Genomic DNA, 21984 nt, shown 5'->3' with positions numbered 1-21984 from the left:
CGGGCCTGGTCGGGGGCTCCCACAAGGAGCCCCCGGCCATCCCCGGGACCGTTCAGACCATGATGAAGCGCCTTACTTCGCTAACGCGAGGGGCACAACCCCGAAAGAGGGATTGACGCACAGTGCTCGACGTCAACTTCTTCGACGAGCTGCGGATCGGCCTTGCCACCGCGGACGACATCCGGACCTGGTCTCACGGCGAGGTCAAGAAGCCCGAGACCATCAACTACCGCACCCTCAAGCCCGAAAAGGACGGACTCTTCTGCGAGAAGATCTTCGGTCCGACCCGGGACTGGGAGTGCTACTGCGGTAAGTACAAGCGTGTCCGCTTCAAGGGCATCATCTGCGAGCGCTGCGGCGTCGAGGTCACTCGCGCCAAGGTGCGTCGTGAGCGGATGGGCCACATTGAGCTGGCCGCCCCTGTCACGCACATCTGGTACTTCAAGGGCGTTCCGTCGCGCCTCGGCTACCTGCTTGATCTCGCCCCGAAGGACCTCGAGAAGGTCATCTACTTCGCGGCGTACATGATCACGTTCGTGGACGAGGAGCGCCGCACCCGCGACCTGCCCTCCCTCGAGGCGCACGTCCAGGTGGAGCGTCAGCAGATCGAGAACCGTCGCGACTCCGACCTGGAGGCCCGCGCCAAGAAGCTCGAGACCGACCTGTCCGAGCTCGAGGCCGAGGGTGCCAAGGCCGACGTGCGCCGCAAGGTGCGCGAAGGTGCCGAGCGCGAGATGAAGCAGCTGCGCGACCGTGCGCAGCGCGAGATCGACCGCCTCGACGAGGTGTGGAACCGCTTCAAGAACCTCAAGGTCCAGGACCTCGAAGGTGACGAGCTGCTCTACCGCGAGCTGCGTGACCGCTTCGGCACGTACTTCGACGGCTCCATGGGTGCCGCTGCCCTGCAGAAGCGCCTGGAGTCCTTCGACCTCGAGGAGGAGGCCGAGCGCCTCCGCGAGATCATCCGTACCGGCAAGGGCCAGAAGAAGACCCGTGCGCTCAAGCGCCTCAAGGTCGTCTCCGCGTTCCTGCAGACCAGCAACAGCCCCAAGGGCATGGTGCTCGACTGCGTGCCGGTCATCCCGCCGGACCTGCGTCCGATGGTGCAGCTGGACGGTGGCCGCTTCGCGACCTCCGACCTGAACGACCTGTACCGCCGCGTGATCAACCGCAACAACCGCCTGAAGCGACTCCTTGACCTCGGTGCCCCCGAGATCATCGTGAACAACGAGAAGCGCATGCTTCAGGAGGCCGTCGACGCGCTCTTCGACAACGGCCGTCGTGGTCGCCCGGTCACGGGCCCCGGCAACCGTCCGCTGAAGTCGCTGTCCGACATGCTCAAGGGCAAGCAGGGTCGTTTCCGTCAGAACCTGCTCGGCAAGCGAGTCGACTACTCGGCGCGTTCCGTCATCGTCGTCGGCCCGCAGCTGAAGCTGCACCAGTGTGGTCTGCCCAAGGCCATGGCGCTGGAGCTCTTCAAGCCGTTCGTGATGAAGCGCCTGGTCGACCTGAACCACGCGCAGAACATCAAGAGCGCCAAGCGCATGGTCGAGCGCGGCCGTACGGTCGTGTACGACGTCCTGGAAGAGGTCATCGCCGAGCACCCGGTTCTCCTGAACCGTGCGCCGACGCTGCACCGCCTCGGCATCCAGGCCTTCGAGCCGCAGCTGGTCGAGGGCAAGGCCATCCAGATCCACCCGCTCGTCTGCACCGCGTTCAACGCGGACTTCGACGGTGACCAGATGGCCGTGCACCTGCCGCTCTCCGCGGAGGCGCAGGCCGAGGCCCGCATCCTGATGCTGTCCTCGAACAACATCCTCAAGCCGGCCGACGGCCGTCCGGTCACGATGCCGACCCAGGACATGGTCCTCGGTCTGTTCTTCCTGACCACCGACGGTGAGCTCCGTGACGTCAAGGGCGAGGGCCGCGCGTTCGGCTCCACGGCCGAGGCGACCATGGCGTTCGACAACGGCGAGCTCGCGCTCCAGTCGTCCGTCGACATCCGCTTCCCGGTGGGCACCATCCCGCCGCGCGGCTGGACCCCGCCGGTTGCCGAGGAGGGTGAGGCCGAGTACCAGTCGGGCGACAGCTTCCGTCTGCGTACGACGCTGGGCCGCGCGCTCTTCAACGAGCTGCTGCCCGAGGACTACCCGTTCGTCGACTACTCGGTCGGCAAGAAGCAGCTCTCCGAGATCGTCAACGACCTCGCCGAGCGCTACCCCAAGGTCATCGTGGCGGCGACGCTCGACAACCTGAAGGCGGCCGGCTTCTACTGGGCGACCCGTTCCGGTGTCACCGTGGCCATCTCCGACGTCGTCGTTCCCGAGGCGAAGAAGGAAATCGTCGCGGGTTACGAGGCGCAGGACGAGAAGGTCCAGAAGCAGTACGAGCGCGGTCTGATCACCAAGGACGAGCGCACTCAGGAACTCATCGCGATCTGGACCAAGGCGACCAACGAGGTTGCCGAGGCGATGAACGCGAACTTCCCGAAGACGAACCCCATCTTCATGATGGTTGACTCGGGTGCCCGAGGAAACATGATGCAGATGCGTCAGATCGCGGGTATGCGTGGTCTGGTGTCCAACGCCAAGAACGAGACGATTCCTCGTCCCATCAAGGCGTCCTTCCGTGAGGGCCTCACCGTTCTGGAGTACTTCATCTCCACGCACGGTGCCCGTAAGGGTCTGGCGGACACCGCCCTGCGTACCGCCGACTCGGGTTACCTGACCCGTCGTCTGGTGGACGTCTCGCAGGACGTCATCATCCGCGAAGAGGACTGCGGTACCGAGCGTGGCCTCAAGCTGAAGATCGCCGAGCGCGGAGCCGACGGCACGCTGCGCAAGACGGACGACGTCGAGACCTCGGTGTACGCCCGCATGCTGGCCGAGGACGTCGTCATCGACGGCAAGGTCATCGCGCCGGCCAACGTCGACCTCGGTGACGTCCTGATCGACGCGCTGGTCGCCAACGGCGTCGAGCAGGTCAAGACCCGTTCGGTCCTGACCTGTGAGTCCGCGGTCGGCACCTGTGCCTTCTGCTACGGACGCTCGCTGGCCACCGGCAAGCTGGTCGACATCGGTGAGGCGGTCGGCATCATCGCCGCCCAGTCCATCGGTGAGCCCGGTACCCAGCTGACGATGCGTACCTTCCACACCGGTGGTGTGGCCGGTGACGACATCACCCAGGGTCTGCCCCGTGTCGTCGAGCTCTTCGAGGCTCGTACGCCGAAGGGTGTCGCCCCGATCTCGGAGGCCAAGGGCCGCGTCCGGATCGAGGAGACCGAGAAGACCAAGAAGCTCGTCGTCACCCCGGACGACGGCAGCGACGAGACGGCGTTCCCGATCTCGAAGCGTGCCCGTCTCCTGGTCGGCGAGGGCGACGCGGTCGAGGTGGGCCAGAAGCTCACCGTCGGTGCCACGAACCCGCACGACGTGCTGCGGATCCTTGGTCAGCGTGCGGTCCAGGTCCACCTGGTCGGCGAAGTCCAGAAGGTCTACAACTCGCAGGGTGTGTCGATCCACGACAAGCACATCGAGATCATCATCCGGCAGATGCTGCGCCGCGTGACGATCATCGAGTCCGGCGACGCGGAGCTGCTGCCGGGCGAGCTCGTCGAGCGCTCGAAGTTCGAGACCGAGAACCGTCGTGTGGTCACCGAGGGCGGTCACCCCGCCTCCGGCCGTCCGCAGCTGATGGGTATCACCAAGGCCTCGCTGGCGACGGAATCCTGGCTGTCGGCCGCCTCCTTCCAGGAGACGACCCGAGTCCTGACGGATGCGGCGATCAACGCCAAGTCCGACAGCCTCATCGGCCTCAAGGAGAACGTCATCATCGGTAAGCTCATCCCGGCCGGTACGGGTCTGTCCCGCTACCGCAACATCCGGGTCGAGCCGACCGAAGAGGCCAAGGCCGCGATGTACTCGGCCGTCGGTTACGACGACATCGACTACTCGCCGTTCGGCACGGGCTCCGGCCAGGCCGTTCCGCTGGAGGACTACGACTACGGTCCGTACAACCAGTAAGGCGTACGTCTGACGAAGGGCGCCCACTCCGTTCTCACGGGGTGGGCGCCCTTCGGCGTGCCGAGCAGGCCTGCCCAGGCGTGCCGCGGGTGGTGGTGGCCGCGCCCGAACCGGGAACCGGGGGCCGGGGGCACCGCGGGGGTGGGCCCGGCGGCCGCGCAGGGCGGCCCGTAGGGGGCCCCGGGCGCCTGCTGGGGGACGTACGGCGTGCCGGACGGGGGCGGCGCGTACGGACGCACGGGCGGCGCTCCCTGCCCCGCCGGAGCCGGAGGCTGCTGCTCGATCAAGTCGTTGACCGCCGGCAAGAAGCGCGCGGGCGGACTCCGTCTCCTGGAAGTCCTCCGGCGAGTCCCCGGCCAGCAGTTCCAACTCGTTGCCTATGGGCGAGAGTTGGTCCTTCTGGATGCCGCCGACGACCAGCCGCGTGCCTTCGGGGTGCTGGGCGAGGTGAAGGGCCCACGCTCCGACGCCGCCAGCGCGATCGCCTCTTCGTCCAGGCGCAGCCGCAGGACGCAGGGACCGTCAGGCCGATGCCCGCCGCGAAGCCGCCGGCCTCCAGCGCCTCCTGGGCCGCGTGCTCGGTGCATGGGCTGCCCTCGATCGAGAAGCCGCGGCTGACCGGCCGCGCGAGCTGAAGGAGTTCACGGGTCAGCCGTGTCGGGACGGTCGCGCTCACCGCTCGCCACTCGGGCGATCGGACTCCAGGCAGGTCAGGAAGGGGACGCGGTCGTCGAGACCTCCGTCACCCGGTAGGTGCACCTGGCATGTGCCCCCCGATCGTCACAACGAGCGATCAAGCTACTCAAACCGAGTGGTGCGTGAACATGGGATGGCCAGGATCGGGCCACGAACGGATGGTTCGGGGGTGCGAGAAGTCCGGCGTGTCGCGGTGGACTGCATTTGTTTTGACCGAACCCGATGAGGTAGGTACGCTCAGACCTTGTGCCTGGGGTGTGCCTGGGCTCCTGTGCGTGTCGTCAGCCGCTACGGGAGTCCGCGACGGGCCGCCGTAATCTGCGCCCTTCCCGCTTGGCGGCGGGAGTTCACAGTATTCGACACACCCGACCGCGTGGGTCGGGAAATGTTCCAGGTTAGCTTTACTATTCGGCACACAGAAACCGGAGAAGTAGTGCCTACGATCCAGCAGCTGGTCCGGAAGGGCCGGCAGGACAAGGTCGAGAAGAACAAGACGCCCGCACTTGAGGGTTCGCCTCAGCGTCGCGGCGTCTGCACGCGTGTGTTCACGACCACCCCGAAGAAGCCGAACTCGGCCCTCCGTAAGGTCGCGCGTGTGCGTCTGACCAGCGGCATCGAGGTCACGGCCTACATCCCGGGTGAGGGACACAACCTGCAGGAGCACTCCATCGTGCTCGTGCGTGGCGGCCGTGTGAAGGACCTGCCTGGTGTTCGTTACAAGATCATCCGCGGCTCGCTCGACACCCAGGGTGTCAAGAACCGCAAGCAGGCCCGCAGCCGCTACGGCGCCAAGAAGGAGAAGTAAGAATGCCTCGTAAGGGCCCCGCCCCGAAGCGCCCGGTCATCATTGACCCGGTCTACGGTTCTCCTCTGGTGACCTCCCTCATCAACAAGGTGCTGCTGAACGGCAAGCGCTCCACCGCCGAGCGCATCGTGTACGGCGCCATGGAGGGTCTGCGTGAGAAGTCGGGCAACGACCCGGTCATCACGCTGAAGCGCGCGCTGGAGAACATCAAGCCGACCCTCGAGGTCAAGTCCCGCCGTGTCGGTGGCGCCACCTACCAGGTGCCGATCGAGGTCAAGCCCGGTCGCGCCAACACGCTCGCGCTGCGCTGGCTCGTGGGTTACTCCCGCGCCCGCCGCGAGAAGACCATGACCGAGCGCCTCATGAACGAGCTGCTCGACGCCTCGAACGGTCTTGGCGCTGCCGTCAAGAAGCGTGAGGACACCCACAAGATGGCCGAGTCCAACAAGGCCTTCGCGCACTACCGCTGGTAGTCGCTACCCACATCGAGACCGAGAGAAGACTGAGCCGATATGGCTACCACTTCACTTGACCTGGCCAAGGTGCGCAACATCGGCATCATGGCTCACATCGACGCGGGCAAGACGACGACCACCGAGCGGATCCTGTTCTACACCGGTGTTTCGTACAAGATCGGTGAGGTCCACGACGGCGCCGCGACCATGGACTGGATGGAGCAGGAGCAGGAGCGTGGCATCACGATCACCTCTGCTGCCACCACCTGTCACTGGCCGCTGAACGATGTCGACCACACCATCAACATCATCGACACCCCGGGCCACGTGGACTTCACCGTCGAGGTGGAGCGTTCGCTCCGCGTCCTCGACGGTGCCGTGACGGTGTTCGACGGCGTTGCCGGCGTTGAGCCCCAGTCCGAGACTGTCTGGCGTCAGGCGGACCGCTACGGCGTGCCGCGTATCTGCTTCGTCAACAAGCTCGACCGTACGGGCGCCGAGTTCCACCGCTGCGTCGACATGATCGTCAACCGCCTCGGTGCCACCCCGCTGGTCATGCAGCTGCCCATCGGCGCTGAGATGGACTTCCAGGGTGTCGTCGACCTCGTCACGATGAAGGCGTTCGTCTGGTCGGCCGAGGCCGCCAAGGGCGAGGCGTACGACATCGTCGACATCCCGGCCACGCACACCGAGGCTGCCGAGGAATGGCGCGGCAAGCTACTCGAGGCCGTCGCGGAGAACGACGAAGAGATGATGGAGCTGTACCTCGAGGGCACTGAGCCCTCGGTGGACCAGCTGTACGCGGCGGTCCGTCGCATCACCATCGCCTCCGGCAAGGGCGGCGACACCACCGTCACCCCCGTGTTCTGCGGCACCGCGTTCAAGAACAAGGGCGTTCAGCCCCTGCTCGACGCCGTCGTGCGCTACCTGCCGTCGCCCCTGGACGTCGAGGCCATCGAGGGCCACGACGTCAAGGACGCGGAGACGGTCGTCAAGCGCAAGCCGTCCGACGACGAGCCGCTGTCGGCGCTGGCGTTCAAGATCATGAGCGACCCGCACCTCGGCAAGCTCACCTTCGTCCGGGTTTACTCGGGCCGCCTGGAGTCCGGCACCGCCGTGCTGAACTCCGTCAAGGGCAAGAAGGAGCGCATCGGCAAGATCTACCGTATGCACGCGAACAAGCGTGAGGAGATCGAGTCGGTGGGCGCCGGTGACATCGTCGCCGTCATGGGTCTGAAGCAGACCACCACGGGCGAGACGCTCTGTGACGACAAGAGCCCGGTGATCCTGGAGTCCATGGACTTCCCGGCGCCGGTCATCCAGGTCGCCATCGAGCCGAAGTCCAAGGGCGACCAGGAGAAGCTGGGTGTCGCCATCCAGCGTCTCTCGGAGGAGGACCCCTCCTTCCAGGTCCACTCGGACGAGGAGACCGGCCAGACCATCATCGGTGGTATGGGCGAGCTTCACCTCGAGGTGCTCGTCGACCGCATGAAGCGCGAGTTCCGCGTCGAGGCGAACGTCGGCAAGCCGCAGGTCGCTTACCGCGAGACGATCCGTCAGGCCGTCGAGCGTCACGACTACACCCACAAGAAGCAGACCGGTGGTACCGGTCAGTTCGCCAAGGTGCAGATCGCGATCGAGCCGATCGACAGCGGCGACGCCACGTACGAGTTCGTGAACAAGGTCACCGGTGGCCGCATCCCCCGGGAGTACATCCCGTCGGTGGACGCGGGTGCGCAGGAGGCCATGCAGTTCGGCATCCTGGCCGGCTACGAGATGACTGGCGTCCGCGTCATCCTTCTCGACGGTGGCTACCACGAGGTCGACTCCTCCGAACTCGCGTTCAAGATCGCCGGTTCGCAGGCCTTCAAGGAGGCCGCGCGCAAGGCCAAGCCCGTGCTGCTCGAGCCGATGATGGCCGTTGAGGTCACCACGCCCGAGGACTACATGGGCGACGTCATCGGCGACATCAACTCCCGCCGTGGCCAGATTCAGGCCATGGAGGAGCGCAGCGGCGCCCGTGTCGTGAAGGGCCTCGTGCCCCTCTCGGAGATGTTCGGCTACGTCGGCGACCTCCGCAGCAAGACGTCGGGTCGCGCAAGCTACTCGATGCAGTTCGACTCCTACGCCGAGGTTCCGCGGAACGTCGCCGAGGAGATCATCGCGAAGGCCAAGGGCGAGTAACTCACCCGAGTTCACGCTTTAGGCTTGACACCGACCGCTGGGGTTCGTGAATCCCGGACCCCGGCGGCGGGTTTCCCAGCAAAGATCACCTGGCGCCGATGAAGCAAGGCGTACAGAACCACTCCACAGGAGGACCCAGTGGCGAAGGCGAAGTTCGAGCGGACTAAGCCGCACGTCAACATCGGCACCATCGGTCACATTGACCACGGTAAGACGACCCTCACGGCCGCCATTACCAAGGTGCTGCACGACGCGTACCCGGACCTGAACGAGGCCTCGGCCTTCGACCAGATCGACAAGGCTCCTGAGGAGCGCCAGCGCGGTATCACGATCTCGATCGCGCACGTCGAGTACCAGACGGAGACGCGTCACTACGCGCACGTCGACTGCCCCGGTCACGCGGACTACATCAAGAACATGATCACGGGTGCCGCGCAGATGGACGGCGCCATCCTCGTGGTCGCCGCCACCGACGGCCCGATGCCGCAGACCAAGGAGCACGTGCTCCTGGCCCGCCAGGTCGGCGTTCCGTACATCGTCGTCGCCCTGAACAAGGCCGACATGGTGGACGACGAGGAGATCCTGGAGCTCGTCGAGCTCGAGGTCCGTGAGCTCCTCTCCGAGTACGAGTTCCCGGGCGACGACCTGCCGGTCGTCAAGGTCTCGGCGCTCAAGGCGCTCGAGGGCGACAAGGAGTGGGGTCAGTCGATCCTGAACCTCATGGCCGCCGTCGACGAGTCGATCCCGCAGCCCGAGCGTGACGTCGACAAGCCGTTCCTGATGCCGATCGAGGACGTCTTCACGATCACCGGTCGTGGCACCGTCGTCACCGGCCGCATCGAGCGTGGTGTCCTCAAGGTCAACGAGACCGTCGACATCGTCGGTATCAAGACCGAGAAGACCACCACCACGGTCACCGGCATCGAGATGTTCCGCAAGCTGCTCGACGAGGGCCAGGCCGGTGAGAACGTCGGTCTGCTCCTCCGTGGCATCAAGCGCGAGGACGTCGAGCGCGGCCAGGTCATCATCAAGCCCGGTTCGGTCACGCCGCACACCGAGTTCGAGGCCCAGGCCTACATCCTGTCGAAGGACGAGGGTGGCCGTCACACCCCCTTCTTCAACAACTACCGCCCGCAGTTCTACTTCCGCACGACGGACGTGACCGGCGTTGTGACCCTCCCCGAGGGCACCGAGATGGTCATGCCGGGCGACAACACTGAGATGAACGTTGCGCTCATCCAGCCCGTCGCCATGGAAGAGGGCCTGAAGTTCGCCATCCGTGAGGGTGGCCGGACCGTGGGCGCCGGCCAGGTCACCAAGATCGTCAAGTAATTTCCTTGACGGTTTGACCTGGTAGCTCCAGCGAGCACCAGAAGGGGCCCGTACGACTTCGGTCGTATGGGCCCTTTCGCATGCGCGCTTCTTGGCGGGGGCTCAGATCTTGCGGGCGGTGCCGGTGCCGGTGCCGGTGCCGGTGGAGCTGTCCGGGCGCCACAGCCATGGCCGGGCGGCGGGGGAGAGGCCCGCGGCCACGGGACCGCGCGGGGTGGCGCGCAGGGTGGGCCCGTCGAGGGTGACCAGGTCGCGCGCGGCCCGCTGGATCCGGCCGCGGTGCAGCAGCTGGAGCGTGCCGACGGTGTCCCGGCCCAGGAGGTACGCCCCGCCGGCGGTCACGGGGCCGTAGCCGGGGAAGTCGACCGGGGGCCCGGCCGTCGCCGTCAGCGCGGAGGAGGCGGGGGCCCGGTAGTAGAGCCGGCCGCCCGCGGCGGCGACGGCGTCGGCGGGTACCGGCAGCCCGGCGAGCGGCGCGGGTCCCTCCGGCGTCCAGTGGTGCACCGTGTCGCGTCCCGGCGCGTACACATGGACGCCGCCGTCCTCGCCGACGACCGCGGTCAGACCGTCCTGCACGGGCCCGCCGCCCAGACCGCGCCACGGCGACCAGTGCCCGTCGAGGCCGCGTACCCGTGTACTGATGCCCTGGTCCGCGTCCCGTACGAAGAGATGGACCTGTCCGTCGCGGGCGGTCACGGCGACGGGGACGCCGATGCGGCGGCCGCGCACGGGATCGGTCTCCGGGTTGCCGAGACCGGTCCAGGCGCCGAACTCCCCGCCGGGGGCGCGCTGTTCGAGGACCACGATCTCGCGCAGGTCGGAGCCGCCGCGCCCTTCGAGGGCCGCGAGCCGCAGGCCGAGCAGCAGCTGCCGTCCGTCGCGCAGGGTCGCGGAGCCGAGGGCCGGCGCGAGCGGGCCGCCGCCCAGGTCCGTGGGCCGGCCGAAGTCCCCTTGTGGGGTTTCGCGCCAGCGGACGGCACGCATACCGAGCACGCCGTAGCCGGTCAGCTTGCCGTCCGGTTCCTGGGCCAGGGCGATCCGTGGGCCCGGGTAGCGGTAGTGCGTCGAGCGGACCCAGCCCTTGCGGTTGGTGAGGGGGCGGTCCCCGCCGACGTTGTAGTCGCCGCAGCCGGAAGGGTTGCCGCACTGCCAGTCGGGGGCCGCGCCGTACGGCATCAGCTGGGCGGCCTTGGCGTGCAGCACGTCCTCGGGGAGGTTCTCGGGCCAGTGGTGGTTGTAGTAGCCGCGGAAGGCGGTGGCCGCGAACGGGGGAGGCCCGCCCGCCGCGGTCTGCGACCAGCGGATCAGCGCCGCCCAGGTGAACGCGGCCACGGCCGTGTGGTCGGCGTGGTCGGAGAAACCGGGCTGCTCGCTGTCACGTATGCGCGTCCGCAGATCGCTGTGCTGGATGTCGGGGTCCGGGTCGAGCGTGTGTACGAGAGTGGGCCGGTAGCGCTCGAAGAGGGCCACGAGTACGTCGACGAGGCCGTCGTAGTCGTACATCTGTGCCCGACGCACCGGTGACCCGTCGACGACGACCGTGCGCAGCGGCAGTCCGCGCTCCCGCCACAGTGCCGGGGCGCCCATGTGCCCCGCCGGGGTGTGCATCGCGAGGTCGAGGAAGACCAGCTCGACGCGGCGGCCCCGGTGCTCCAGGGTGTTCACCTCGGCCTGGTGCCCGCCCGCGAGCGTGGTGAGCTCGGTGCGCCAGCCGCTGAAGACCGGCAGGCCGAGCTGGGTCGCATAGGACTGGCGGAGCCCCTGGTGACGGGCGGAGGCGTACGCGGACTTGTCGGCCGGGGGGTGCGGGCGGCCGGGGATCTTGTTGACGCCGTCGGCCTCGCCCGCGGTGACGTACACGCAGACCAGCGGGATGCCGGCGGCGACGGCCTGGCTGGTGTCCGGGTTCATGAAGTACAGGTCGTCATCGGGGTGGGCGAGGACCTGGAGCAGCAGGGCGTGATCGCCCTGGGCCGCGGGGCGGCCGGAGGCGGGGGAGGGGGCGGTGGCGATGGCCGGGGGCGCGGTCGTGGCCGCGTGGCCCACGAGGGCGGCCGCGGTGGCGGTGGCGACGGCGGCGCCCCCGATGAGCACGGCCCGGCGCCCGTGCACACCGGGCGCCGCAGGGAAGCGCTCGCCTCCGTCGGCTATTCGCCCGCCGGTGCCGTCCACCGCGTTCTGATCATGTCTGTCCTGCCCACGTCCACGTCGCACGTGTCGTCCTCCGTCCGCCGTACGCAGCGGTCGGAATGTGCGCTGCTTCTCGGTGCTTCAGCCGAGAAGAGGCTCGTCAGTGGGGGCAGGTTCCATGCAAGGACATGTTCTGTTCACCCGAACCGGCGTTCTTCGCGGCGCCGGAGTTTCGCGGCTCAGCCGCTGATGCCCCACCGCACCGCCGCCGCGATCCCGAGCGCCAGAGCGGGCGCGACCCATACCCACCCGATGACCCGCCGTACGGACGGCAGCAGCCAGAGCGCTGCCACCGATCCGGCGGCCGCAATGGTGACGGCACACGACAGGGCGATGCCCGCGTACGCGTCGTCGTCCCAACTCCCGTACGGACGAATGGAGATGGCCGTCCAGCAGAAGTACGCGGCGATGAGCGTGAGCACGCCGAAGGGCAGGGCGAGTACCACCCGCAGGCAGCCGCGGTCGTCGTCCGGGCGTGCGAGGTCTGTCATCGGCTCGGGTGCCCTCCGATTGCCTGCCGGGAGATGTCGGCGACCGTCCGGCACGAACGCGCCGCCCCGCAGCACCCACCCCCGGTTTGACCTTCGTCACTCCGGGGGTACTCTCTACGGCTCGATTGGCCAGGCATGGTCGGCCTGTGGCAGACTGTCGGGGTTGCTCGGTTGAGTGCCGATGCTGCGCGCCTCCCGCCGGGAGGACCGGAAGCGAGTCCCACAGTACTCGTCGCCCCATCTGCCGTAAGGCAGCGCTAGGGCGGACGTACGGGAATCTTTCGGGAAGTGCAGCGAGGTCGTTCAGCCAGGCGCCCGGTGGGTTTCTTCCCCCGGCTTCGCGGTTCTTGGGCCGCAGTCCCTCGCAGGGAAATCCGTATGGATATTTCCGTCAGTGAGACTGCGACACGCCCGACCGCGTGGGTCGGAGGAGGACGGAATAGGGCCCGCCAGGTTCCAGAGCGTTTCGAGAGACAGGACTACTAGTAGCCATGGCGGGACAGAAGATCCGCATCCGGCTCAAGGCCTACGACCACGAGGTCATCGACAGCTCGGCGAAGAAGATCGTCGAGACGGTGACCCGCACTGGTGCGTCGGTCGCAGGCCCGGTGCCGCTGCCCACTGAGAAGAACGTGTACTGCGTCATCAAGTCGCCGCACAAGTACAAGGACTCTCGCGAGCACTTCGAGATGCGCACGCACAAGCGCCTGATCGACATTCTCGACCCGACGCCCAAGACCGTTGACTCGTTGATGCGCCTGGACCTTCCGGCCGGCGTTGACATCGAGATCAAGCTCTGAGAGGCGCGGAAGAGATGGCTAAGCAGATCAAGGGCATCCTGGGCGAGAAGCTCGGCATGACCCAGGTCTGGGACGACAACAACCGTGTCGTCCCGGTCACCGTGGTCAAGGCCGGTCCGAACGTCGTGACCCAGGTCCGTACGAACGACACTGACGGCTACGAGTCGGTCCAGATCGCCTTCGGCGAGATCGACCCGCGCAAGGTGAACAAGCCCCTCAAGGGCCACTTCGCCAAGGCCGATGTAACCCCGCGCCGCCACCTGGTGGAGCTCCGTACCTCCGGCGCCAGCGAGTACACGCTGGGCCAGGAGATCACTGCCGAGGTCTTCGAGGCCGGCGTCAAGGTTGACGTCACCGCGAAGAGCAAGGGCAAGGGCTTCGCCGGTGTCATGAAGCGCCACAACTTCAAGGGTGGCAAGGCGTCCCACGGTGCCCACCGTGTGCACCGCATGCCCGGTTCCATCGGTGGCTGTGCCACTCCCGGCCGTGTCTTCAAGGGCATGCGCATGGCGGGTCGCATGGGCAACGAGCGGGTCACCACCCAGAACCTGACCGTTCACGCCGTTGACGCGGAGAAGGGTCTGCTCCTCATCAAGGGCGCAGTCCCGGGTCCGAACGGTGGCCTCGTCCTGGTCCGTACTGCGGCCAAGGGGGTTTGAGGAACCGATGAGCACCATTGACATCCTTTCGCCGGCAGGCGACAAGGCCGGGACGGTCGAGCTCCCCGCGGAGATCTTCGACGTAGAGAAGATCAGCATCCCGCTTCTCCACCAGGTCGTCGTCGCCCAGCTGGCCGCTGCCCGTCAGGGCACGCACAAGACCAAGCGTCGCGGCGAGGTCCGCGGTGGTGGGCGCAAGCCTTACCGCCAGAAGGGCACCGGCCGCGCGCGCCAGGGTTCGACCCGTGCGCCCCAGTTCGCCGGCGGTGGCGTCGTCCACGGCCCGCAGCCGCGTGACTACTCGCAGCGGACCCCGAAGAAGATGAAGGCCGCGGCCCTGCGCCACGCCCTCACCGACCGGGCCCGCAACGCTCGCATCCACGTCGTCACCGGCGTGGTCGACGGCGGAGTCTCCACCAAGGCCGCCAAGTCGCTGCTCGCCAAGATCTCGGAGCGCAAGAACCTGCTCCTCGTGATCGACCGTGCCGACGAGGCCGCGCTGCTCTCCGCTCGCAACCTGCCCCAGGTCCACATCCTGGAGCCGGGCCAGCTGAACACGTACGACGTTCTCGTCTCGGACGACGTGGTCTTCACCCAGGCCGCCTTCGAGTCCTTCGTGTCCGGCCCGCAGGCCAATGACACCGAAGGGAGCGAAGCCTGATGGCTACGCGTCACCCGAGCATTGCCCCCAAGGCGGCCAAGGCCGCCAAGGCCGCGCGCGTCGCCAAGGCGAAGCGCCACGAGGCCGAGGGCAAGAACACCGTTGAGACGCCGCTGAGCAAGAGCTTCACGGATCCCCGTGACGTCCTCCTCAAGCCGGTCGTCTCCGAGAAGAGCTACGCGCTCCTCGATGAGGGCAAGTACACCTTCATCGTTGCGCCCGGGGCCAACAAGACCCAGATCAAGCAGGCCGTCCAGGCGGTCTTCTCGGTCAAGGTCACCGGAGTCAACACGATCAACCGTCAGGGCAAGCGCAAGCGGACCAAGACGGGCTTCGGCAAGCGTGCGGACAGCAAGCGCGCGATCGTGACCCTCGCTGAGGGCGACCGTATCGACATCTTCGGCCAGGCCTCCTAACGGAGCGCCTTGGTCCGAATATCGGACGAGGACTGAGAAATGGGAATCCGCAAGTACAAGCCGACTACGCCGGGCCGTCGTGGCTCCAGCGTCGCCGACTTCGTCGAGGTCACGCGGTCCACGCCGGAGAAGTCGCTGGTCCGCCCGCTGCACAGCAAGGGCGGCCGTAACAACGCCGGTCGTGTGACCGTTCGCCACCAGGGTGGCGGACACAAGCGCGCCTACCGAGTGATCGACTTCCGTCGTCACGACAAGGACGGCGTGCCGGCGAAGGTCGCGCACATCGAGTACGACCCCAACCGCACCGCGCGCATCGCGCTGCTGCACTACGCCGACGGCGAGAAGCGTTACATCGTCGCTCCGCGTGGCCTGTCGCAGGGTGACCGCATCGAGAACGGTCCTGGGGCCGACATCAAGCCGGGCAACAACCTGGCGCTCCGCAACATCCCGGTCGGTACCACGATCCACGCGATCGAGCTCCGTCCCGGTGGCGGTGCCAAGTTCGCCCGCTCCGCAGGTGCCTCCGTGCAGCTGCTGGCGAAGGAGGGCCAGATGGCCCACCTGCGTATGCCGTCCGGCGAGATTCGCCTGGTCGACGTTCGCTGCCGCGCCACCATCGGCGAGGTCGGCAACGCCGAGCAGTCGAACATCAACTGGGGCAAGGCCGGCCGCAAGCGCTGGCTCGGCGTTCGTCCGACCGTCCGCGGTGTGGCGATGAACCCGGTTGACCACCCGCACGGTGGTGGTGAGGGCAAGACCTCCGGTGGTCGCCACCCGGTCTCCCCGTGGGGTCAGAAGGAGGGTCGTACTCGTTCGCCGAAGAAGGCTTCGAACAAGTACATCGTCCGCCGCCGCAAGACGAACAAGAAGCGCTAGGAGCGGGTTTAGATGCCGCGCAGTCTCAAGAAGGGGCCCTTCGTCGACGACCACCTCGTAAAGAAGGTGGACGTACAGAACGAAGCCGGCACCAAGAACGTCATCAAGACCTGGTCCCGTCGCTCGATGATCATCCCCAGCATGCTGGGTCACACCATCGCGGTGCACAATGGCAAGATCCACATCCCGGTGTTCGTCACCGAGTCGATGGTCGGCCACAAGCTCGGCGAGTTCTCGCCGACGCGCACCTTCCGGGGTCACGTCAAGGACGACCGGAAGTCGAAGCGCCGCTAAGGCGGGGTGGAATCGACTATGACGAACACTGAAGGGACAACCATGGAAGCCAGGGCCCAGGCGCGGTACATCCGCGTCACGCCCATGAAGGCCCGCCGAGTGGTGGACCTCATCCGTGGCATGGATGCCACGGAGGCTCAGGCGGTCCTGCGTTTCGCCCCGCAGGCCGCGAGCGTGCCGGTTGGCAAGGTGCTGGACAGCGCCATCGCCAACGCTGCACACAACTACGACCACACCGACGCCAATTCGCTGGTCATCAGCGAGGCGTACGTGGATGAGGGCCCGACCCTGAAGCGGTTCCGTCCGCGTGCTCAGGGCCGTGCCTACCGGATCCGTAAGCGGACCAGCCACATCACCGTGGTCGTCAGCAGCAAGGAAGGAACCCGGTAATGGGCCAGAAGGTAAACCCGCACGGGTTCCGGCTCGGTATCACCACGGACTTCAAGTCCCGTTGGTACGCCGACAAGCTGTACAAGGACTACGTCAAGGAAGACGTAGCCATCCGTCGCATGATGACCTCCGGCATGGAGCGCGCCGGTATCTCGAAGGTTGAGATCGAGCGCACCCGTGACCGCGTGCGTGTGGACATCCACACCGCTCGTCCGGGCATCGTCATCGGCCGCCGTGGCGCCGAGGCCGACCGCATCCGCGGTGACCTCGAGAAGCTCACGGGCAAGCAGGTCCAGCTGAACATCCTCGAGGTCAAGAACCCCGAGACCGACGCTCAGCTGGTTGCTCAGGCCGTTGCCGAGCAGCTGTCCTCCCGCGTCTCCTTCCGTCGCGCCATGCGTAAGAGCATGCAGACGGCGATGAAGGCCGGCGCCAAGGGCATCAAGATCCAGTGTGGTGGCCGTCTCGGCGGCGCCGAGATGTCCCGGTCCGAGTTCTACCGCGAGGGTCGTGTGCCGCTGCACACGCTGCGCGCGAACGTGGACTACGGCTTCTTCGAGGCCAAGACGACCTTCGGCCGTATCGGTGTGAAGGTCTGGATCTACAAGGGCGACGTCAAGAACATCGCCGAGGTCCGCGCCGAGAACGCTGCGGCCCGTGCGGGTAACCGCCCGGCCCGTGGTGGCGGCAACGACCGTCCGGCCCGCGGCGGTGGCCGTGGTGGCGAGCGTGGCGGCCGCGGCCGCAAGCCGCAGCAGCAGTCGGCTCCGGCCGCCGAGGCCCCCAAGGCTGACGCGCCCGCCGCTGCCGCTCCGGCTGAGAGCACCGGAACGGAGGCCTGACCGAAATGCTGATCCCCCGTAGGGTCAAGCACCGCAAGCAGCACCACCCCAAGCGCCGCGGTCAGGCCAAGGGTGGTACGACGGTTGCGTTCGGCGAGTACGGCATTCAGGCCCTCACGCCGGCGTACGTGACCAACCGCCAGATCGAGGCGGCTCGTATCGCGATGACCCGCCACATCAAGCGTGGCGGCAAGGTCTGGATCAACATCTACCCGGACCGTCCGCTTACGAAGAAGCCCGCCGAGACCCGCATGGGTTCCGGTAAGGGTTCCCCCGAGTGGTGGGTCGCGAACGTTCACCCGGGTCGGGTGATGTTCGAGCTGTCCTACCCGAACGAGAAGATTGCGCGTGAGGCGCTTACCCGCGCTGCTCACAAGCTTCCGATGAAGTGCCGGATTGTTCGGCGCGAGGCAGGTGAGTCGTGATGTCGGCCGGTACCAAGGCGTCCGAGCTGCGCGAACTGGGCAACGAGGAGCTCCTCAACAAGCTCCGCGAGGCCAAGGAAGAGCTGTTCAACCTCCGTTTCCAGGCGGCGACCGGTCAGCTCGAGAACCACGGTCGGCTGAAGGCCGTCCGCAAGGACATCGCGCGGATCTACACCCTCATGCGTGAGCGCGAGCTGGGCATCGAGACGGTGGAGAGCGCCTGATGAGCGAGAGCAACGTGACTGAAGAGACTGCCGCCCGCGGCTTCCGCAAGACCCGTGAGGGTCTGGTCGTCAGCGACAAGATGGACAAGACCGTCGTCGTCGCTGTCGAGGACCGCGTCAAGCACGCGCTGTACGGCAAGGTCATCCGCCGTACGAACAAGCTCAAGGCGCACGACGAGCAGAACGCTGCCGGCGTCGGCGACCGCGTCCTCATCATGGAGACGCGTCCGCTGTCGGCGACCAAGCGCTGGCGCATCGTCGAGATCCTCGAGAAGGCCAAGTAATTCTCTGAGGGGTATCCCTCAGAGTTCGTTCCGCCAGGCTCCCGGGGCAGTTCACTGAACTGCCCCGGGGGAACCGGCAGACAATCAGGAGATAGACGTGATCCAGCAGGAGTCGCGACTGCGCGTCGCCGACAACACGGGTGCGAAGGAAATTCTCACCATCCGTGTTCTCGGTGGCTCGGGTCGCCGCTACGCGGGCATCGGTGACGTCATCGTCGCCACCGTCAAGGACGCGATCCCCGGCGGCAATGTGAAGAAGGGTGACGTCGTCAAGGCGGTCATCGTTCGCACCGTCAAGGAGCGCCGCCGTCCGGACGGCTCGTACATCCGCTTCGACGAGAACGCCGCCGTCATTCTGAAGAACGACGGCGACCCTCGCGGCACCCGTATCTTCGGCCCGGTGGGCCGTGAGCTGCGCGAGAAGAAGTTCATGAAGATCATCTCGCTCGCGCCGGAGGTGCTGTAAGCATGAAGATCAAGAAGGGCGACCTGGTACAGGTCATCACCGGTAAGGACAAGGGCAAGCAGGGCAAGGTCATCGCGGCCTTCCCCCGCGAGGACCGCGTCCTGGTCGAGGGTGTCAACCGGGTCAAGAAGCACACCAAGGCCGGCCCCACCGCCAGCGGTTCGCAGGCCGGTGGCATCGTCACGACCGAGGCCCCTGTCCACGTGAGCAACGTTCAGCTCGTGGTGGAGAAGGACGGCAACAAGGTCGTCACGCGTGTCGGTTACCGCTTCGACGACGAGGGCAACAAGGTTCGCGTTGCCAAGCGGACGGGTGAGGACATCTGATGGCTACCACCACGACTCCGCGTCTCAAGACGAAGTACCGCGAGGAGATCGCGGGCAAGCTGCAGGAAGAGTTCTCCTACGAGAACGTCATGCAGACCCCGGGCCTCGTCAAGATTGTGGTCAACATGGGTGTCGGCGACGCCGCCCGTGACTCCAAGCTCATGGACGGTGCCGTCCGTGACCTGACCACGATCACCGGTCAGAAGCCGGCCATCACCAAGGCCCGCAAGTCCATCGCGCAGTTCAAGCTGCGTGAGGGTCAGCCGATCGGTGCCCACGTCACGCTCCGTGGCGACCGCATGTGGGAGTTCCTGGACCGCACCCTGTCGCTCGCGCTTCCGCGCATCCGCGACTTCCGTGGTCTGTCTCCCAAGCAGTTCGACGGCCGTGGCAACTACACCTTCGGTCTCACGGAGCAGGTCATGTTCCACGAGATCGACCAGGACAAGATCGACCGCGTCCGGGGTATGGACATCACCGTGGTCACCACGGCGACCAACGACGCTGAGGGCCGCGCGCTCCTTCGTCACCTCGGCTTCCCCTTCAAGGAGGCGTAACCGAGATGGCGAAGAAGGCTCTTATTGCCAAGGCTGCTCGTAAGCCGAAGTTCGGTGTGCGTGGCTACACCCGCTGCCAGCGCTGCGGCCGCCCGCACTCCGTGTACCGCAAGTTCGGCCTGTGCCGCGTGTGCCTTCGTGAGATGGCTCACCGTGGCGAGCTGCCGGGCGTGACCAAGAGCTCCTGGTAATCCCCTTCTGTCCTTAGGGACTTGGGAATTACCGGACGCTCTCGGTAAGTATTTGGTCGGCGGGAGCCCCCCTTCACATGCCGTAGGCTTGTGGGGTTGGGCGCCCGCCGCCCATACCGACTTACTACGCCGTAGGTCCCCGCACCGCACCCGTCCCGCCTCTGTGTGGGGAGAGGGATGGCGCATACAGGAAACCCCGGCGAGAGAGGCCGAAGGCCAATTCATGACCATGACTGATCCGATCGCGGACATGCTGACTCGTCTGCGTAACGCGAACTCGGCGTACCACGACACCGTGGCGATGCCGCACAGCAAGATCAAGTCTCACATCGCGGAGATCCTCCAGCAGGAGGGCTTCATCACGGGCTGGAAGACCGAGGACGCCGAGGTTGGCAAGAACCTCGTCCTCGAGCTCAAGTTCGGCCCGAACCGTGAGCGCTCCATTGCGGGCATCAAGCGGATCTCCAAGCCCGGTCTCCGGGTTTACGCGAAGTCCACCAATCTGCCCAAGGTCCTCGGCGGCCTCGGCGTGGCGATCATCTCCACGTCGCACGGTCTTCTGACCGGCCAGCAGGCAGGCAAGAAGGGCGTAGGTGGGGAAGTCCTCGCCTACGTCTGGTAGTCGGGAACGGAGGAATAGCTAATGTCGCGTATTGGCAAGCTCCCCATCACGGTTCCCGCCGGCGTGGACGTCACCATCGACGGTCGTACGGTCTCGGTTAAGGGCCCCAAGGGTTCCCTCAGCCACACGATCGTCGCTCCGATCGTCATCACGAAGGACGAGGACGGCGTGCTGAACGTCGCCCGTCCCAATGATGAGCGTCAGAACAAGGCTCTGCACGGCCTGTCCCGCACGCTGGTGGCCAACATGATCACCGGCGTGACCGAGGGTTACGTGAAGAAGCTCGAGATCAGCGGTGTCGGTTACCGCGTCCTGGCGAAGGGCTCCAACCTGGAGTTCTCGCTCGGCTACAGCCACTCGATCCTGATCGAGGCGCCCGAGGGCATCTCCTTCAAGGTCGAGTCGCCGATCAAGTTCTCGGTCGAGGGCATCGACAAGCAGAAGGTCGGCGAGGTTGCGGCCAAAATCCGCAAGCTGCGCAAGCCCGACCCGTACAAGGCCAAGGGCGTCAAGTACGAAGGCGAAGTCATCCGCCGCAAGGTCGGAAAGGCGGGTAAGTAAGCCATGGCATACGGTGTCAAGATTGCTAAGGGCGACGCTTACAAGCGTGCTGCCATCAAGCGCCGTCACATTCGCATCCGTAAGCATGTTTCGGGTACGGCCGAGCGTCCGCGCTTGGTTGTGACGCGTTCGAACCGCCACATCGTGGCCCAGGTCATCGACGACGTTAAGGGTCACACCCTCGCGTCGGCGTCGACCCTGGACACCTCGATCCGTGGTGCCGAGGCCGACAAGTCCGCGCAGGCCGGCAAGGTCGGCGCCCTGGTCGCCGAGCGTGCCAAGGCCGCGGGCGTCGAGGCTGTCGTGTTCGACCGTGGTGGTAACCAGTACGCCGGGCGCATCGCCGCTCTGGCGGACGCCGCCCGCGAAGCCGGTCTGAAGTTCTGATCCGGTTCCGTAGCTAGCGGAAAACGAAGAGAGGTAATTCCAATGGCTGGACCCCAGCGCCGCGGAAGCGGTGCCGGTGGCGGCGAGCGGCGGGACCGGAAGGGTCGCGACGGTGGCCCTGCCGCCGAGAAGACCGCGTACGTTGAGCGCGTTGTCGCGATCAACCGCGTCGCCAAGGTTGTCAAGGGTGGCCGTCGCTTCAGCTTCACTGCGCTCGTCGTAGTGGGCGATGGCGATGGCACGGTAGGCGTCGGTTACGGCAAGGCCAAGGAGGTGCCGGCCGCCATCGCCAAGGGTGTTGAGGAGGCCAAGAAGCACTTCTTCAAGGTCCCCCGTATCCAGGGCACCATCCCGCACCCGATCACGGGCGAGAAGGCCGCGGGCGTCGTCCTGCTCAAGCCTGCTTCCCCCGGTACCGGCGTTATCGCCGGTGGCCCGGTGCGTGCTGTCCTCGAGTGCGCCGGCGTTCACGACATCCTGTCGAAGTCGCTCGGCTCGTCCAACGCGATCAACATCGTGCACGCGACCGTGGCGGCCCTCAAGGGCCTGCAGCGTCCCGAGGAGATCGCGGCTCGCCGTGGTCTGCCCCTCGAGGACGTCGCCCCCGCGGCTCTGCTGCGTGCACGTGCGGGAGCGGGTGCGTAATGGCCCGTCTCAAGATCACGCAGACGAAGTCGTACATCGGCAGCAAGCAGAATCACCGCGACACCCTGCGTTCGCTCGGGCTCAAGCGCCTGAACGACGTGGTCGTCAAGGAGGATCGTCCCGAGTTCCGCGGCATGGCTAACACCGTGCGGCACCTCGTGACGGTCGAGGAGGTCGACTGAT

Annotated in this window: 27 protein-coding genes; 25 read left to right on the top strand and 2 right to left on the bottom strand. The window is 66.6% G+C overall.

What is annotated here, in order from left to right:
* The first annotated feature begins 122 nt into the window (after positions 1 to 122).
* From OG456_RS15180 to tuf, 5 genes are all read left to right on the top strand, one after another.
* A complete protein-coding gene (locus tag OG456_RS15180; RefSeq protein WP_266561201.1) occupies positions 123 to 4022 on the top strand; it encodes a DNA-directed RNA polymerase subunit beta' in 3900 nt (1299 codons plus the stop codon).
* Between the two features lie 1129 nt (positions 4023 to 5151).
* The gene (gene rpsL, locus OG456_RS15175) at positions 5152 to 5523 is read left to right on the top strand and encodes a 30S ribosomal protein S12 (protein ID WP_003948652.1); all 372 of its coding nucleotides are present in this window, start codon (positions 5152 to 5154) and stop codon (positions 5521 to 5523) included.
* Positions 5524 to 5525: 2 nt separating this feature from the next.
* A complete protein-coding gene (gene rpsG / locus OG456_RS15170; RefSeq protein ID WP_116511074.1) occupies positions 5526 to 5996 on the top strand; it encodes a 30S ribosomal protein S7 in 471 nt (156 codons plus the stop codon).
* Between the two features lie 39 nt (positions 5997 to 6035).
* Positions 6036 to 8162: an elongation factor G gene (gene fusA / locus OG456_RS15165; protein WP_266561198.1), complete on the top strand. Its 2127-nt coding sequence runs from the start codon at positions 6036 to 6038 to the stop codon at positions 8160 to 8162.
* A 138-nt stretch (positions 8163 to 8300) separates the two neighbouring features.
* Positions 8301 to 9494 (top strand): elongation factor Tu, encoded by a 1194-nt coding sequence (gene tuf / locus OG456_RS15160; protein WP_100594894.1) that lies wholly within the window; start codon positions 8301 to 8303, stop codon positions 9492 to 9494.
* 102 nt (positions 9495 to 9596) lie between these two features.
* Here the strand turns inward: tuf and OG456_RS15155 are convergent, their stop codons facing one another.
* Entirely contained in the window at positions 9597 to 11606 is a 2010-nt protein-coding gene (locus tag OG456_RS15155; protein WP_266569259.1) for a PIG-L family deacetylase, read from the bottom strand.
* A 257-nt stretch (positions 11607 to 11863) separates the two neighbouring features.
* A complete protein-coding gene (locus OG456_RS15150; protein WP_266561195.1) occupies positions 11864 to 12175 on the bottom strand; it encodes a hypothetical protein in 312 nt (103 codons plus the stop codon).
* Positions 12176 to 12666: 491 nt separating this feature from the next.
* Between OG456_RS15150 and rpsJ the strand changes: the two genes are divergently transcribed.
* The 20 genes from rpsJ (at position 12667) to rpmD (ending at position 21983) form a co-directional block, all read left to right on the top strand.
* Positions 12667 to 12975 carry a 30S ribosomal protein S10 gene (rpsJ, locus tag OG456_RS15145; protein WP_003948644.1) on the top strand — a complete coding sequence of 103 codons (309 nt, stop codon included), beginning with the start codon at positions 12667 to 12669 and terminating at the stop codon, positions 12973 to 12975.
* Positions 12976 to 12989: 14 nt separating this feature from the next.
* A complete protein-coding gene (gene rplC / locus OG456_RS15140) occupies positions 12990 to 13634 on the top strand; it encodes a 50S ribosomal protein L3 (protein WP_266561193.1) in 645 nt (214 codons plus the stop codon).
* 7 nt (positions 13635 to 13641) lie between these two features.
* On the top strand, positions 13642 to 14295 hold the full coding sequence (rplD, locus tag OG456_RS15135; RefSeq protein ID WP_266561191.1) for a 50S ribosomal protein L4: 654 nt from the start codon (positions 13642 to 13644) through the stop codon (positions 14293 to 14295).
* A complete protein-coding gene (gene rplW / locus OG456_RS15130) occupies positions 14295 to 14711 on the top strand; it encodes a 50S ribosomal protein L23 (RefSeq protein WP_266561189.1) in 417 nt (138 codons plus the stop codon). Before rplD ends, rplW begins: the two co-directional genes overlap by 1 nt.
* A 39-nt stretch (positions 14712 to 14750) precedes the next feature.
* Complete coding sequence (rplB, locus tag OG456_RS15125; RefSeq protein ID WP_266561187.1) at positions 14751 to 15587, top strand: 50S ribosomal protein L2; 837 nt, start codon at positions 14751 to 14753, stop codon at positions 15585 to 15587.
* 12 nt (positions 15588 to 15599) lie between these two features.
* Positions 15600 to 15881 (top strand): 30S ribosomal protein S19, encoded by a 282-nt coding sequence (gene rpsS, locus OG456_RS15120; RefSeq protein ID WP_100594882.1) that lies wholly within the window; start codon positions 15600 to 15602, stop codon positions 15879 to 15881.
* 42 nt (positions 15882 to 15923) lie between these two features.
* A complete protein-coding gene (gene rplV, locus OG456_RS15115) occupies positions 15924 to 16271 on the top strand; it encodes a 50S ribosomal protein L22 (protein ID WP_026249422.1) in 348 nt (115 codons plus the stop codon).
* Positions 16271 to 17113 carry a 30S ribosomal protein S3 gene (rpsC, locus tag OG456_RS15110; RefSeq protein ID WP_116511058.1) on the top strand — a complete coding sequence of 281 codons (843 nt, stop codon included), beginning with the start codon at positions 16271 to 16273 and terminating at the stop codon, positions 17111 to 17113. Before rplV ends, rpsC begins: the two co-directional genes overlap by 1 nt.
* Before the next feature lie 5 nt (positions 17114 to 17118).
* The gene (gene rplP, locus OG456_RS15105; RefSeq protein WP_030782563.1) at positions 17119 to 17538 is read left to right on the top strand and encodes a 50S ribosomal protein L16; all 420 of its coding nucleotides are present in this window, start codon (positions 17119 to 17121) and stop codon (positions 17536 to 17538) included.
* Complete coding sequence (rpmC, locus tag OG456_RS15100; RefSeq protein ID WP_010036720.1) at positions 17538 to 17762, top strand: 50S ribosomal protein L29; 225 nt, start codon at positions 17538 to 17540, stop codon at positions 17760 to 17762. Before rplP ends, rpmC begins: the two co-directional genes overlap by 1 nt.
* Positions 17762 to 18046 carry a 30S ribosomal protein S17 gene (rpsQ, locus tag OG456_RS15095; RefSeq protein ID WP_100594880.1) on the top strand — a complete coding sequence of 95 codons (285 nt, stop codon included), beginning with the start codon at positions 17762 to 17764 and terminating at the stop codon, positions 18044 to 18046. The genes rpmC and rpsQ overlap by 1 nt, the downstream gene beginning before the upstream one ends.
* Positions 18047 to 18143: 97 nt before the next feature.
* Positions 18144 to 18512 (top strand): 50S ribosomal protein L14, encoded by a 369-nt coding sequence (rplN, locus tag OG456_RS15090; protein WP_003974257.1) that lies wholly within the window; start codon positions 18144 to 18146, stop codon positions 18510 to 18512.
* 2 nt (positions 18513 to 18514) lie between these two features.
* A complete protein-coding gene (gene rplX, locus OG456_RS15085) occupies positions 18515 to 18838 on the top strand; it encodes a 50S ribosomal protein L24 (RefSeq protein ID WP_100594879.1) in 324 nt (107 codons plus the stop codon).
* The gene (rplE, locus tag OG456_RS15080) at positions 18838 to 19395 is read left to right on the top strand and encodes a 50S ribosomal protein L5 (RefSeq protein WP_100594878.1); all 558 of its coding nucleotides are present in this window, start codon (positions 18838 to 18840) and stop codon (positions 19393 to 19395) included. The genes rplX and rplE overlap by 1 nt, the downstream gene beginning before the upstream one ends.
* A gap of 5 nt (positions 19396 to 19400) precedes the next feature.
* Entirely contained in the window at positions 19401 to 19586 is a 186-nt protein-coding gene (locus tag OG456_RS15075) for a type Z 30S ribosomal protein S14 (RefSeq protein WP_003948630.1), read from the top strand.
* A 223-nt stretch (positions 19587 to 19809) separates the two neighbouring features.
* Positions 19810 to 20208 carry a 30S ribosomal protein S8 gene (rpsH, locus tag OG456_RS15070; RefSeq protein WP_030221010.1) on the top strand — a complete coding sequence of 133 codons (399 nt, stop codon included), beginning with the start codon at positions 19810 to 19812 and terminating at the stop codon, positions 20206 to 20208.
* Between the two features lie 21 nt (positions 20209 to 20229).
* Positions 20230 to 20769: a 50S ribosomal protein L6 gene (gene rplF, locus OG456_RS15065; protein WP_266561176.1), complete on the top strand. Its 540-nt coding sequence runs from the start codon at positions 20230 to 20232 to the stop codon at positions 20767 to 20769.
* A 3-nt stretch (positions 20770 to 20772) separates the two neighbouring features.
* Positions 20773 to 21156 carry a 50S ribosomal protein L18 gene (gene rplR / locus OG456_RS15060; protein ID WP_116511050.1) on the top strand — a complete coding sequence of 128 codons (384 nt, stop codon included), beginning with the start codon at positions 20773 to 20775 and terminating at the stop codon, positions 21154 to 21156.
* A gap of 42 nt (positions 21157 to 21198) precedes the next feature.
* Positions 21199 to 21801 (top strand): 30S ribosomal protein S5, encoded by a 603-nt coding sequence (gene rpsE / locus OG456_RS15055; protein ID WP_100594875.1) that lies wholly within the window; start codon positions 21199 to 21201, stop codon positions 21799 to 21801.
* The gene (rpmD, locus tag OG456_RS15050; protein ID WP_041985698.1) at positions 21801 to 21983 is read left to right on the top strand and encodes a 50S ribosomal protein L30; all 183 of its coding nucleotides are present in this window, start codon (positions 21801 to 21803) and stop codon (positions 21981 to 21983) included. Before rpsE ends, rpmD begins: the two co-directional genes overlap by 1 nt.
* Position 21984: the final 1 nt, after the last annotated feature.

The organism is Streptomyces sp. NBC_01446 (genome assembly GCF_026340095.1).
Classification (GTDB): Bacteria; Actinomycetota; Actinomycetes; order Streptomycetales; family Streptomycetaceae; genus Streptomyces; species Streptomyces aureus.
Note: the sequence above shows the minus strand (reverse complement) of the source record. Positions and strands in the feature narration are given on the sequence as shown.